A 12,968-nucleotide genomic window follows, 5' to 3' on the forward strand; every position below is an offset into this window, starting at 1 on the left:
CGAGAGAAAGTTATGAACATTAATATGCTCATGCAGCAAGCTCAGCGCATGCAAAAAGACATGGAAACAAATCTTAAAAAAGCCAAAGAAGAGCTTGCGAAAACTGAAGTTCATGCTGAAGCAGGTGGTGGCTTAGTTAAAGTAACTATGACTTGTCGCCATGTTGTAAAACGTATCGAGATCAGTCCTGATTTATTGCAAGATGAAGCGGACATGATTGAAGACTTGATCGCAGCTGCGATGAATGATGCTGCTCGTCAAGCTGAAGCGATTTCAGAAGAGAAATTGCAAGGTGCAAACTCTGGTATGGGTTTACCACCGGGCTTATCTGGCTTGTTCTAATTGATTACTCCCTAAGTTTGAAAAATAAGCTTAGGGGGATTCTTTCTACAAATATTCGAGTTAATTTGTGTTTAGTGAACGATTTGAACAATTGGTTCAAGCATTGCGTATTTTGCCGAGCGTAGGTCCTAAGTCTGCACAGCGTATGGCATTACATTTATTGATGAAGAACCGTGAAGGTGCTTTTGCACTCTCGTATGCATTGCATGAGGCCTCGAGTCATATTCACGAATGCAGAATTTGTCATTCACTCACTGAAAATGAAATTTGTGATATTTGTGCGTCGACAGAGCGTGATTCAAATTTACTGTGTGTGGTTGAGTCACCTGCTGATGTTATGGCAATTGAACAAAGTGGAAGCTTTAGAGGTAAATATCATGTTTTAGGTGGGCATCTTTCACCACTTGATGGTATTGGACCTGAGGAAATAGGCATCCCATATTTAGTGCAGCGTTTAAGTGAAGGTCAAATTGAAGAAGTGATCCTAGCGACTAATGCAACGGTTGAAGGGCAAGCAACGGCACATTATTTGGTAGAAGCGACAAAACACTTACCAATACATATGACTCGAATTGCACAAGGTGTACCTCAGGGTGGTGAATTGGAATATGTAGACAGTCACACTTTGAGTCAGGCTGTACATAATCGAATGCGTATGAAATAAGACTAAGGTCGATATAATTTATATATTTATTTTAAATTCATGCTGTTAATTTAAACAAGTAATTAAATTTTACATTTTGTCTTACATTATCATAGCTATAATTATTTAAATTTGTGGCACTATTGGCTGGCGAAATGGACTTTCGCTGATTTACAAATGGAATAGGGAGTAATTTCATGTTTTGCATGTGGAATACTGAGTAAATTTTTTCATCTGATCTCGCTTGAGCAATAACTGCAATGAAATCGTTGCATCGCTATGTTTTTAATTTTTTTACTTGAGCAATTATGTTTCAGTTTATCCAACAGCAAAAAGATCTAGCTGTTCTCCTCAATCAAATGGAACATTGTTCCACATACGCACTTGATACTGAGTTTATTAAGGTTGATACCTTATATCCGAAATTAGGCGTTTGCCAAATCAATGTAAATGATCAGGTTTCGTTGTTAGATGGTGCTGCGCTAGATTTATCTGAATTTTGGCATAAGGTTTTTGAAGCTCAGCAGAATATCTTTCATGCATGTGGTGAGGATATTGATCTGATTTATCATTACGCAGATCAAAAACCATTAAAAAATGTATTTGATACGCAAGTCGCCATGGCTTTTCTTGGTCATGGTTTGCAGGTCAGCTATCAAAATGCATTAAAAACTTGTTTGAATATTGATATCGATAAAGACCAAACACGTTCGGACTGGTTAGCACGTCCACTTAGTCAAGAGCAAATGAGTTACGCCGCAAATGACGTACTATATTTAAATAAGCTGGCAGAAAGACTGAAGTTTGATCTTCAAACAAAGGGTTTATATTCCTATGTTTTAGAGGATTGCCAAAATCTAACTAAAGAAATCGCATTAGAGACACCATTATCTGAACTTTATACGGATATTGGTAATTATCGTCACTCTAGGCGTGAGTTGATGCAATTGCAACAATTAAGCATCTGGCGTGAACAAATTACCAAAGCGATGAATCAACCGCGTAGTTTCATACTTAAAAATGCCACAATGATTGATCTAGTCGAAAAGAATCCGCGAAATACTTTCCAGTTGGCACAAGTTAAAGACATGCGACCAAATATTGTTCGTGAGCATGGTAAAACAATTTTAGATCTACTGAAATTTTTACCCCCTGAAGATGAGTGGCCATTGCGTTTGGCACGTCCTGTCAAAAACAACTCCAAAGAAATTGCACCTCGTGTTGATCTATTGATCGAAATGGTGGTCAATAAAACAGGTATTCCAAAGGAAGTGTTGTTACGTAAGAAGTGGCTAAATGCGATTTATGAGCATGTGGTCTTTCATCTCGATGAACAAGATTTACCAAGTTATTTATTAGGTTGGCGCTATGATCTTTTGACAGAGCCGTTAATTGCACTTTTCAAAGAAGATATTGAGTTTTTAACAACTCAAATGAAGATTTCTAGGTAAATAAGAACAGTATAAAATACGACTGTAGCGTTAACATTCCTTAATGTACCTACAGTTTTTTTCATGTATGCTGTTTTTGATTGATAATGGTTGTGAGTAAACATGCACTGCGATATTTATAGATCGAGTAAAAAAGACGAAATGTATATTTATATTGCTCGTCCAAACTATCCCGAGGATAAAGATCAAGAGAATCCTCTAGAAGTCGTTCCTGAAAATGTCTTGCAAGCTTTTGGTAAAGCAACATTTGTAATGCACTTAGAGTTGCATGCTGAGCGTAAGCTTGCACGTGTAAATGTCTTACATGTATTAGACTCTTTGCAAACCAAAGGCTTTTTTATTCAAATGCCACCAGAAGGTCTTATCAACCCGAATGCTGTAGAACCTGAGGGATTACGCGGTGCTTGAGACTCTAACGGCAATATGGTCACAAATTCTTTCGATCTTTGATCAATTTCCAGAAGAAAATGTAGCCATTATTGTTTATGTGACTGGAACATTGATTGCCTTATGGTGCTGGTATCGTTTGATGTCGCGTTTACCGAATCCAGTAGGCGGAATACTTTGGATTATTGTTTTTGCAATTTTAGTCACACCAACCATCTCTGAGGGGCCTAACTCTGCATTAGCCCCAGCAATCTTTGGACTGATCTTCGGTGTACTTACCAAAGAGCATGTTCTTATTTGGTCAAATTTATCCTTAATTTTATTTGTAATTGGATTAGGATTACTGGTTGGGTTTTGCTGGTCTAAATACACTGCAAATAAAACAGGACACACGGTTTAAATATTCACACAGTTAAATATAGAAAAATAAGGTTTTAAAATGTCTGCTGATACACAACACTTTACTGGTACAGATCAATATATTGCAACCGATAGCCTCAAACTTGCAGTCAAAGCTGCACGAGCTTTACAAAAGCCTTTATTAGTTAAAGGTGAGCCAGGGACCGGTAAAACTTTACTTGCTGAGCAGGTTGCTGAAAGCTTAGGTTTGAAATTGATTACTTGGCATATCAAGTCAACGACTAAAGCACAACAAGGTCTGTATGAGTATGATGCTGTATCTCGCTTACGTGATAGCCAGTTAGGCGACGATCGTGTATATGACATTAAAAACTATATTAAACCAGGTAAGTTGTGGGAAGCATTTACCAGCGAAGAACGTTGTGTATTATTAATTGATGAAATTGATAAGGCAGATATTGAGTTCCCAAATGATTTGTTGCATGAACTCGATAAAATGTCGTTCTATGTTTATGAGACAGGGGAAACAATTACCGCAACTCAACGACCTATCGTTATCATCACTTCAAATAATGAAAAAGAACTTCCAGATGCATTCTTGCGTCGTTGCTTCTTCCATTATATTGAATTCCCTGATGAAGCAACTATGCGCGACATTATTGCTGTTCATTTCCCAAGTATTTCTAATACATTGGTGAGCGAAGCATTACAAATATTCTTCAAGTTACGCCAAGTCCCAAACCTGAAAAAACCACCATCAACATCTGAATTGATTGATTGGTTGAGCTTACTTATGGCTGATGATATGCCTGAAGATGTATTGCGCAATCATGATAAATCAAAAGCAATTCCGCCACTGTATGGTGCTTTGATTAAAAATGAACAAGATGTGCAGTTACTCGAGCGTTTAGCTTTTATGTCACGCCGTTAAGAGTGTCTACCAATGTTTGTGAGACTGTTTTACACCTTGCGTAAATATGGCGTTCCTGTTACCACGCGTGAATTGATTGATCTTAATCAGGCTGTGGCTTCAGGTCTTGTTTTCGCAGATCAAGACGAGTTCTATCAATTGGCTAAAACTGTCTTAGTCAAAGATGAACGATATTTTGATAAGTTTGATCGTGCTATGAAAGATTATTTTGATGGCATTGAAACTTTCGATTTAGATGAATTGCTTAAACAGGTTCATAAACTACCTAAAGATTGGTTTGATCTTGAGCTTTTAGAGAAACATCTAACACCAGAGCAACGTGAAGAACTACAAAAGGCCGGTTCCCTCGAAGAATTGATGAAAATGTTGGAAGAGCGTTTACGCGAACAACATAAAAAGCATCAAGGTGGCAACCGCATGATTGGTACAGGTGGAACTTCACCTTTTGGCGCCTTTGGTGATCATCCAGAAGGTGTGCGTATTGGTGGGCCAGGACGCAAACGTTCGGCTGTAAAAGTATGGGAGCAACGTAAATACCAAAATCTTGATGATGATCAAGTTTTAGGTACACGACAAATGCAAATTGCTTTACGTCGCTTACGTAAATTTGCGCGACAAGGCGCAGCAGAAGAGTTAGATGTAGATGGTACGATCCGAGAGACTGCAAAACAGGGTATCTTAGACGTACAACTAGTTCCAGAGCGCCGTAACCGTATTAAGGTTTTGATGCTATTTGATGTTGGTGGCTCCATGGATGCTTATATTGCTGAATGTGAGAAGTTGTTTAGCGCTGCCAAGTCAGAATTTAAGACACTAGAGTATTTCTATTTCCATAACTGTCTCTATGACTATGTTTGGAAAGATAATCATCGTCGTAGTTCTACACGTATGAATACATGGGATTTATTTCATACATATGGGCGTGACTATCGTGTCATTATCGTAGGTGACGCGAGTATGGCGCCTTATGAGCTAAAGTCAGCGGGTGGCTCAGTTGAATATATGAATGATGAAGCTGGTGAGGTTTGGTTAAGACGATTACGCCAACATTTTGATAAAACTGCTTGGTTAAATCCTGAAGTAGAAGGCTATTGGCATTACACACAGACTATTGGCTGGATTAAAGAGATTTTTGAAAATCATATGTATCCGATGACCCTCAAGGGGATTGAGGATATGACACGATATTTATCACGCTAAAAATTGACATTAATACTTTATAAGAACAGGAAAAGACATGGAACATCAAATTAATGGCATTGCTTTGCCTAATGAATTAGGCTTTTTTGGTAATTTTGGCGGTCAATTTATTCCTCCTCATTTAAAAGAGGCAATGGACGAAATTAACAATGCTTATGAAGAAATTCGTCATACAGCTGAATTTCAAGATGAACTTAATGATTTGTTTAAAAATTACGTTGGTCGCCCAAGCCCTTTATTTCATGCAAAACGTCTATCCGATCAACTAGGTGGAGCACAGATTTATTTAAAACGAGAAGATCTTAACCATACTGGTGCTCATAAAATTAATCACTGTTTAGGAGAGGCTTTGCTTGCTAAATATATGGGCAAAAGCAAGGTCATAGCTGAAACTGGTGCAGGACAGCATGGTGTTGCTCTAGCAACTGCTTGTGCATTAGTCGGTATTCCGTGTGAAATTCATATGGGACAAGTAGATATCGAAAAAGAACATCCAAACGTCGTTAAGATGAAAATTTTGGGTGCAAAGTTGGTTTCAGTTACTCAGGGGACTGCAACTTTAAAAGATGCAGTTGATAGTGCTTTTGAAGAATATTTAAAAGATCCTAAAAATTATATTTACGCGATTGGTTCTGTAGTTGGACCGCATCCATTTCCAAAAATGGTACGTGACTTTCAGTCGATTATTGGAAATGAAATTAAAACTCAAGCAAACGAACGTTTTGGACAAAACCCTGATTATGTAGTTGCATGTGTAGGTGGTGGTTCAAATGCAATAGGTGCTTTCACTGCATTTTTAAATACCCCTGAAGTAAAACTTGTTGGGGTTGAGCCAGCAGGTCATGGCTTAGATACGGATAAACACTCAGCTACACTCACATTGGGTAAGCCAGGTCAAATTCATGGTATGGCGTGTTATGTGCTTGAGGATGATCAAGGAGAACCCCTACCTGTGCATTCGATTGCATCAGGTTTGGATTATCCTGGTGTAGGACCACAACATAGCTTTCTCAAAGAGTTGGGACGTGTTCAATATGAAACAGCAACAGATCAAGAGTGTTTAGATGCATTTATGACGCTTTCGCGTGTCGAAGGTATTGTGCCTGCTCTAGAAAGCTCCCATGCGGTGGCTTGGGCATTACGTGAAGCACCTAAAATGGATAAAAATACGAAGATCGTCGTGAATCTTTCTGGTCGTGGAGATAAGGATTCAGACTATGTTGCTCAAAAGTTGGGTTTGTAATTTTCTACCTTGATTTAAATTTCATAAACCGTTTCTAGTCTGTAGAAGCGGTTTTTTACTGTTAAATAGGCTTAAATCTCGTTAGAATATAGCGTTTTTGCTATTTGCATTTTGGAGACGCCTAAGTGGAGCGACCTACAATCAGCCCTGAACATTTACAAGAAGCGGCTGAAAATTTAGTAACCATTCGAGATTTTATTCGTTTTGGTGTAACCGCACTTCGTCAGTATGACGCACACTTAGGACAAGGTACTGAAGATTATTTTGCAGAAAGTTCAGCTTTAGTTTTACAAACTTTATCACTAGAGTGGAATGCAGATTCAGAAATTCTAGATGCGAAACTTTTGCCGAGTGAAAAGGCTGAATTCCTCAGTTTGTTAGAACGTCGAATCAACGAACGAGTTCCAACCTCATACTTATTGAATTTGGCATATTTCTTTAATAAGCCATTCTATGTCGATGAGCGTGTTTTGATTCCGCGTTCACCAATTGCTGAATTAATTGAACAGCGTTTTGCACCATACTGCTTAGATGAAAATGGACAAATGCTTGAAGCTTTAAATAGCTTACCTGTTAATCCAAATCCAAAAACACCGCAACGTATTTTAGATATGTGTACAGGTTCTGGTTGTATTGCAGTTGCATTAGCCTATGCATTTCCTGATTCTGAAGTAGATGCTACTGATATTTCTAAAGAAGCTTTAGAAGTTGCTTCCATTAATACAGAACATCACAACAAACAATATCAAGTTGCATTACTGGAATCTGATTTGTTTGCAAAAATTCCAGCTGAAAATCAATATGACCTTATTGTCAGCAATCCACCATATGTGGATGCAGAAGATATGGCCGATTTACCAGAAGAATTTTTGCATGAACCTGAATTGGCACTTGCTGCGGGTCAGGATGGTTTGGATTTAGTGCGCAAAATGTTAGCTCAAGCTGCTGATTATTTGACTGAAGATGGTTTAATCGTCATCGAAGTGGGTAACTCAGAATGGGCAATGCGCCAAAACTTCAATACAGTTGACTTCCATTGGCTCACTTTCCAAAAAGGCGGTTCTGGTATTTTTGCATTAACTGCTGAACAATGCCGCCGTTATAAAGAAATATTTCAGCAATCTGTTCAAAGTTAAGGGGCTAAAACATGGCAGGGAATAGTATTGGGCAACTCTTTAAGGTAACAACATGTGGTGAATCACATGGTGCTGGCTTAATGGCAATTGTCGATGGAGTGCCACCGGGTCTTGAACTGTGTGAAGCTGATTTACAACGTGATTTAGATCGCCGTAAACCAGGTACCTCTAAGTTCGCAACACAACGTAAAGAGCCTGATGAAGTTGAAATCATATCAGGTGTTTTCGAAGGAAAAACAACCGGAACTTCGATCGGTTTACTAATTCGTAATACAGATCAAAAATCAAAAGATTACGGTAATATTGCTCAAACTTTCCGCCCTGGTCATGCTGACTATACTTACACGCAAAAATACGGTTTCCGTGATTATCGTGGTGGTGGTCGTTCAAGCGCTCGAGAAACAGCTATGCGTGTTGCTGCAGGTGCTATTGCAAAGAAATACTTAGCTGAGAAATTTGGAATCGATATTCGTGGTCATGTCACTCAAATCGGTAATGAGGTTGCTGAGAAATTAGATTGGAATGAAGTTCCAAATAATCCATTCTTTTGTGGTGATGTTGATGCTGTCCCTCGTTTTGAACAACTTGTGACTTCATTACGTGAGCAAGGAACAAGTTGTGGGGCTAAACTGGAAATCCTCGCTGAGAAGGTTCCTGTGGGTTGGGGTGAACCTGTTTTTGATCGATTAGATGCTGATATTGCACATGCGATGATGAGCATTAATGCTGTAAAAGGCGTTGAGATCGGGGATGGTTTCGCTGTTGCGGGTCAATTTGGTCACGAAACTCGTGATGAACTCACTACAGATGGTTTTCTTGCAAATCATGCTGGTGGAATTCTAGGTGGTATTTCAAGTGGACAAACAATCCGTGTTGCAATCGCTCTAAAACCGACTGCTAGTATTACAACACCAGGTAAAACAATCACGATTGATCGTGAAAATACAGATGTATTAACGAAAGGGCGACATGACCCGTGTGTAGGTGTGCGTGCTACACCTATTGCAGAAGCAATGTTGGCAATAGTATTGATGGATCATTTTTTAAGACATCGTGCTCAGAATGCAGATGTAGTTCCGCCATTTAAACCTATAGAACCATAAAATATAAAGACACCTATTATTAAATTAATAGGTGTCTTTTTTATTAGTGGTTAAAATAATATAAAATTATTTAAATAAATTTAAATTACATTTTGGTGGTTATAATAACTCTGAAACTTTATTATTAGATGTTGCAATATGATATTGGTTCCGACCATTACTTTTAGCAATATATAATGCGTGATCTGCTTGAGATACAAACTCTGAAAGACTGTCATTTAATGTTGGTGTAATTGTTGCCACACCAACACTGATCGTAACGTGCTTAGATATATTGCTTTGAGGATGCACAATACCAATATTTCTAATTAGTTCCATTAAGCGCTGAACTTGAATAATAGCCTGATCCCGATCAGTCATAGAGAACAATAGCAAAAACTCTTCACCGCCATACCGAGCAGCTAAATCTCCACTTCTTGATGCAATCGAACCCAACATAATTGCGATACGTCTAAGGCATTGATCACCTTGAATATGACCTAGTGTATCGTTATAGAGTTTGAAGAAATCAATATCTATCATCATGATGGTAAGTGGCATCTCATGTCGAGTGGCTCTTTTCCATTCGTTCTCAAGTACTTCATCTAGATAGCGACGATTTGCTAAGCCCGTTAAAGCATCTTGTTGAGATAAAATTGATAATTGCTGTGCTTGACGCATCAACTCAAGACGATTCAGTTCAATCATGCAATTTTGTAGATAGTTTTCTCGATGTTGTCGATCAGTTGCATAAGCTAAAGCCATGCCTAAAAAACTACTAAAAGTATATGTGCGATGTAAATAAGTCCAATCAATAGAACCATTTAGCCAAGTACTTGCAGCTACGCCAATCAATCCACCAGCCCAGCCAGCAATAATGGCTGTGTAAAAACGCATTCCAACGAAGCCATAAATAATTACAACGGCATACATCATTGCTGCGTGGAATAAAACGTTATTTTGACCTTGCTCAAGTACGTTAATGAGGGTAAATGTGATTGCAACGGCACCCATTGAACCCAAACAAACGTAATGATCAAACCATTTATTAAGATTTGGCACAAAAGAAAGTAGCCAAGCAAACATAATGATAATGCCGACCCAGCCATAATAAGCAAACCATTCAAAACGCATGCCTGAAGGAAGAACTTGATAGATACCAAAGCTTAGAAATGCATATAATCCTAAAATAATAGGAGCTCTATAACGAAACTCATAAGCTGCTTCATTTCTATACTGATCTTTGTAGATCGATTCTAATTCTTTAGGAAACCAAACTAAATTTAGCCCGCGAGAAATTCACAAGTCGATTTGTTCTTGTCCCAAAATATTGGAAGCCTTCAACTTCATCTTATCTCTCACCACTCCCAAATATTTTTATACATGTAAAATAGGGATTATTTAAAAAACTATGTTGCATGGAATTAAATTAAAAATTTTTATTCGATAATAAAAAAATAATTAGTACAAAATTCAACTTTAATTAGTCCCCACGCATCATCCATTAATCGAATTTATTAAAATCTATTAAATAATATAATGATTCAGACGAATAAAATATCAAACCCTTAAAAACTGTTACAAATTTACCAAGAATGATTGTATATTTGGAGCAATAAGATACAATTTAGAAAAAAGCATCATTCACATACAGAGTGATTGAATTAAGTCATACGAAATAGGATGCATCGCAATGACTGCTATGAATCAATACAGCACAAAATTAGAAATCACGCCTCATTCTGATTGGGCGCAAAAGTTCTGGGATGAGCTTGTACCTGCTAAAGAAAGAGTGAGTAAACATCCATTATTTGTGGACATGGCAAATGGGGATTTAAGCCTAGAGTGTTTCCGTTCTGCATTATTAAATTTTTATCCATTGGTTGCTCATTTTCCGTCATACATGGCAGGTGCATTAGCTAAAGCGACTAACTTTGCTCTAGATGGTGTAACCGAAACCCGAGACTGGTTAATCCAAAATATCAAAGTTGAAGAAAGACATTTAAATTGGTATCAAGATTGGGCAGGTGGATTCGGTTTGACTGTTGAGATGTTAAATAACGTTAGGCCTCCTGCGGCGATGAATGCTGTGAATCATTATTTGTGGGATGTAAATTTTAGAGGTGGCTTGGCTGAAAGTATTGCTGCAACAAATTTAGCCATTGAGTGGGCGACAGGTGATTGGACAATCCAAGTCTACAAAGGGATTCAAACTTATACTTCACATCCTGAAGTCAATATCAATAAACGATCATTGGCTTGGTTGAGAGCTCATGCGCATTATGATGATTTACATCCATATGAAGCGATGGAATTAATCAAAAGATTATGTGATAAAGATCCTGTTTTACAGAAAAAAGCTTTTCAGGCAGCTCAAGATGGTTTGGCTTATTATGAGTTAGCTTTGGATGAGTGCTATAAGATTCAACATAAAAACTAAGTTCTAATGATTGAAACAGTCACATTTTTATAAAAGTGTGACTGTTTTTTTATAATTTTGATTTTGTTAAAGCGGATAAAGTTTCTCATCAAAGTTTTCTAATTTTGGAAACTCTAAAGGCGTAAATTGATCTATATTGTTTAAATAATCTTCAAAATTTTCAATGATATTCATTCTATCTTCATCTTTAATATAAGGAACATGATAAGCAATAAATGGCGGAAGCACCTCAAAACCTACATAAGCCAAACTTCCTCGTTGGATTGAAGATAGGTAAGTCTCAATATAGCCGTGAATTGATTTATCACCAAACATATGCTCGCGACCACCCAGAGTCAGACACAGCATCGCTTTTTTTCCAGTCATTCCGCCATGATTGTAAAAGCGTTTTCCACCATAAAAGAGACCAGAAACAAATACTCGATCAATCCATCCTTTTAAGATTGCAGGAGCAGAAGTCCAATATAGTGGAAAGCTGAATATAACCAGATCTGCACGTTTAACTTTATCGATTTCTATCTGAATATCTTGCGCAAGTGTTTGATTCTTCTGTGCATGACGTTGTTCAAGTGCATAATTAAAGTAATCAGTTTGGTTGAGTGATTCAAAATCTAATTGTGATGCAACTGGATTGAAATTCATCTCATATAAATCAGAGATTTCTACATAATATCCTTGTTTTTCAAGATTTTCTTTAGCAGTATTTTTTAAAGATGATGTGAAGGACTTGGGTTCAGGATGTGCATGAACAATCAAAATATTCATTTAATATTGGCCTTGATGAGGAATTTTGTCTTTTTACTATGCCGTAAATAAAAAAGCTGTCATAGTTCATGACCCGACAATATTTACCATTTCACGCCAATGTAAATGATTAATGGAGTGTCAATGCTACTTTCTAGGTTACCAGGTACATATGTAAATCTATTGATTGAAACTATAGAAGAATGGGGGATTTCATCAGAGGAAGTTCTTGCTGACAAACATATTACACTTGAAGATTTGCAAAAAACGTATTGGTATGTTGATTCGAAGGTTTTTATTCAATTACTTGAGAAATCAGTCCGTTTAACTGGTAATGCTGCATTTCCAATCCTTATGGCAAACCAAATGAAAGTATCTCATTATGGAAATGTTGGTATTGCTGCAATGTCCTCAAAAAATCTTGATCAGGCATTGAGAGTGTTAGAAGAATTTATTGGTCTATACTGTGGTGTATTCAAGCTGAGATTGGAAATTGAAGGTGAAAAAGCATTTTTATATCTTACTCATATGCTAGGTGAATCTGAGAGCACAAATAAATTTATAGCATTTCTTGTAGCAAGTTTTGCGAATATCATAAGTAAGTTGATAAAAACCGAATCAGATATTTTTATTTTTCTTAAGCAAAAACAATTATTTATCGATAATAATTTTGCTTATAAATTTGAGCAAGTAACGGATACTGTTTGCTTTGACAGAGAGTTACTGAATATACATTTAGAGACTGCTGATGAGATTGTTTTTAAACTTGCAAAGAAACAGTGTATTCGTGATACAGATAAACACATAAAAAGCAGACAAACAAAGTCAATTATACGATCGCAGATCATTGAGCTAATAAAAATAAGTCTGATCCAAAAGAATATTGGTCAATTGAACTTATCTGAGGTTGCCAAGCAGTTAAATATGTCTTCAAGAACGTTGCAGCGTTATTTGGAAAGGCTCTAGACTAGCAAAATGATTATGTTAGTCTAGAATCATGATAGAAAAA

14 protein-coding genes are annotated in these 12,968 nt (G+C 37.2%); 12 read left to right on the forward strand and 2 right to left on the reverse strand.

Annotated elements, in window-relative coordinates; genetic code table 11:
* Positions 1-12 precede the first annotated feature (12 nt).
* From IRT38_RS10630 to aroC, 10 genes are all read left to right on the forward strand, one after another.
* On the forward strand, positions 13-342 hold the full coding sequence (locus tag IRT38_RS10630) for a YbaB/EbfC family nucleoid-associated protein (protein ID WP_004915785.1): 330 nt from the start codon (positions 13-15) through the stop codon (positions 340-342).
* A 67-nt stretch (positions 343-409) separates the two neighbouring features.
* On the forward strand, positions 410-1,006 hold the full coding sequence (gene recR, locus IRT38_RS10635) for a recombination mediator RecR (protein WP_004915789.1): 597 nt from the start codon (positions 410-412) through the stop codon (positions 1,004-1,006).
* Between the two features lie 287 nt (positions 1,007-1,293).
* A complete protein-coding gene (locus IRT38_RS10640) occupies positions 1,294-2,436 on the forward strand; it encodes a ribonuclease D (protein WP_194597662.1) in 1,143 nt (380 codons plus the stop codon).
* 102 nt (positions 2,437-2,538) lie between these two features.
* Positions 2,539-2,844, forward strand: coding sequence for a YcgL domain-containing protein (locus IRT38_RS10645; protein ID WP_004961809.1), 306 nt, complete (start codon positions 2,539-2,541; stop codon positions 2,842-2,844).
* Positions 2,837-3,223 carry a hypothetical protein gene (locus IRT38_RS10650; protein ID WP_125298695.1) on the forward strand — a complete coding sequence of 129 codons (387 nt, stop codon included), beginning with the start codon at positions 2,837-2,839 and terminating at the stop codon, positions 3,221-3,223. Before IRT38_RS10645 ends, IRT38_RS10650 begins: the two co-directional genes overlap by 8 nt.
* 39 nt (positions 3,224-3,262) lie before the next feature.
* Positions 3,263-4,114, forward strand: a complete 852-nt coding sequence (locus IRT38_RS10655) for an AAA family ATPase (protein ID WP_004915804.1) — start codon at positions 3,263-3,265, stop codon at positions 4,112-4,114.
* A 12-nt stretch (positions 4,115-4,126) separates the two neighbouring features.
* The gene (locus IRT38_RS10660; RefSeq protein ID WP_004915807.1) at positions 4,127-5,314 is read left to right on the forward strand and encodes a vWA domain-containing protein; all 1,188 of its coding nucleotides are present in this window, start codon (positions 4,127-4,129) and stop codon (positions 5,312-5,314) included.
* Positions 5,315-5,351: 37 nt separating this feature from the next.
* Positions 5,352-6,557 carry a tryptophan synthase subunit beta gene (gene trpB, locus IRT38_RS10665; RefSeq protein WP_125298696.1) on the forward strand — a complete coding sequence of 402 codons (1,206 nt, stop codon included), beginning with the start codon at positions 5,352-5,354 and terminating at the stop codon, positions 6,555-6,557.
* Positions 6,558-6,682: 125 nt separating this feature from the next.
* Entirely contained in the window at positions 6,683-7,693 is a 1,011-nt protein-coding gene (gene prmB / locus IRT38_RS10670; protein WP_042893544.1) for a 50S ribosomal protein L3 N(5)-glutamine methyltransferase, read from the forward strand.
* A gap of 11 nt (positions 7,694-7,704) precedes the next feature.
* Positions 7,705-8,796 (forward strand): chorismate synthase, encoded by a 1,092-nt coding sequence (gene aroC / locus IRT38_RS10675; protein WP_004954434.1) that lies wholly within the window; start codon positions 7,705-7,707, stop codon positions 8,794-8,796.
* 99 nt (positions 8,797-8,895) lie between these two features.
* On the opposite strand, the gene IRT38_RS10680 is transcribed toward aroC, so the two are convergent.
* Positions 8,896-10,074: a GGDEF domain-containing protein gene (locus tag IRT38_RS10680; protein ID WP_227592159.1), complete on the reverse strand. Its 1,179-nt coding sequence runs from the start codon at positions 10,072-10,074 to the stop codon at positions 8,896-8,898.
* Between the two features lie 394 nt (positions 10,075-10,468).
* Here IRT38_RS10680 and IRT38_RS10685 point away from each other — a divergent pair, with 394 nt between their 5' ends.
* Complete coding sequence (locus tag IRT38_RS10685; RefSeq protein WP_004954430.1) at positions 10,469-11,215, forward strand: TenA family transcriptional regulator; 747 nt, start codon at positions 10,469-10,471, stop codon at positions 11,213-11,215.
* 66 nt (positions 11,216-11,281) lie between these two features.
* Here the strand turns inward: IRT38_RS10685 and IRT38_RS10690 are convergent, their stop codons facing one another.
* Positions 11,282-11,980, reverse strand: a complete 699-nt coding sequence (locus IRT38_RS10690; RefSeq protein ID WP_194597663.1) for an NAD(P)H-dependent oxidoreductase — start codon at positions 11,978-11,980, stop codon at positions 11,282-11,284.
* Positions 11,981-12,103: 123 nt separating this feature from the next.
* Between IRT38_RS10690 and IRT38_RS10695 the strand changes: the two genes are divergently transcribed.
* On the forward strand, positions 12,104-12,925 hold the full coding sequence (locus IRT38_RS10695) for an AraC family transcriptional regulator ligand-binding domain-containing protein (protein ID WP_227592158.1): 822 nt from the start codon (positions 12,104-12,106) through the stop codon (positions 12,923-12,925).
* Positions 12,926-12,968 lie beyond the last annotated feature (43 nt).

Source organism: Acinetobacter sp. SK-43 (assembly GCF_015351505.1).
GTDB classification, from domain to species: domain Bacteria; phylum Pseudomonadota; class Gammaproteobacteria; order Pseudomonadales; family Moraxellaceae; genus Acinetobacter; species Acinetobacter junii.

Bases quoted from the DNA above. Each gene is read 5' to 3' on its own strand.
- IRT38_RS10630 (WP_004915785.1), top strand. From the start codon at position 13: ATGAACATTAATATGCTCATGCAGCAAGCTCAGCGCATGCAAAAAGAC.
- IRT38_RS10640 (WP_194597662.1), top strand. From the start codon at position 1,294: ATGTTTCAGTTTATCCAACAGCAAAAAGATCTAGCTGTTCTCCTCAAT.
- IRT38_RS10645 (WP_004961809.1), top strand. From the start codon at position 2,539: ATGCACTGCGATATTTATAGATCGAGTAAAAAAGACGAAATGTATATT.
- IRT38_RS10655 (WP_004915804.1), top strand. From the start codon at position 3,263: ATGTCTGCTGATACACAACACTTTACTGGTACAGATCAATATATTGCA.
- IRT38_RS10660 (WP_004915807.1), top strand. From the start codon at position 4,127: ATGTTTGTGAGACTGTTTTACACCTTGCGTAAATATGGCGTTCCTGTT.
- trpB (WP_125298696.1), top strand. From the start codon at position 5,352: ATGGAACATCAAATTAATGGCATTGCTTTGCCTAATGAATTAGGCTTT.
- aroC (WP_004954434.1), top strand. From the start codon at position 7,705: ATGGCAGGGAATAGTATTGGGCAACTCTTTAAGGTAACAACATGTGGT.
- IRT38_RS10685 (WP_004954430.1), top strand. From the start codon at position 10,469: ATGACTGCTATGAATCAATACAGCACAAAATTAGAAATCACGCCTCAT.
- IRT38_RS10690 (WP_194597663.1), bottom strand. From the start codon at position 11,980: ATGAATATTTTGATTGTTCATGCACATCCTGAACCCAAGTCCTTCACA.
- IRT38_RS10695 (WP_227592158.1), top strand. From the start codon at position 12,104: ATGCTACTTTCTAGGTTACCAGGTACATATGTAAATCTATTGATTGAA.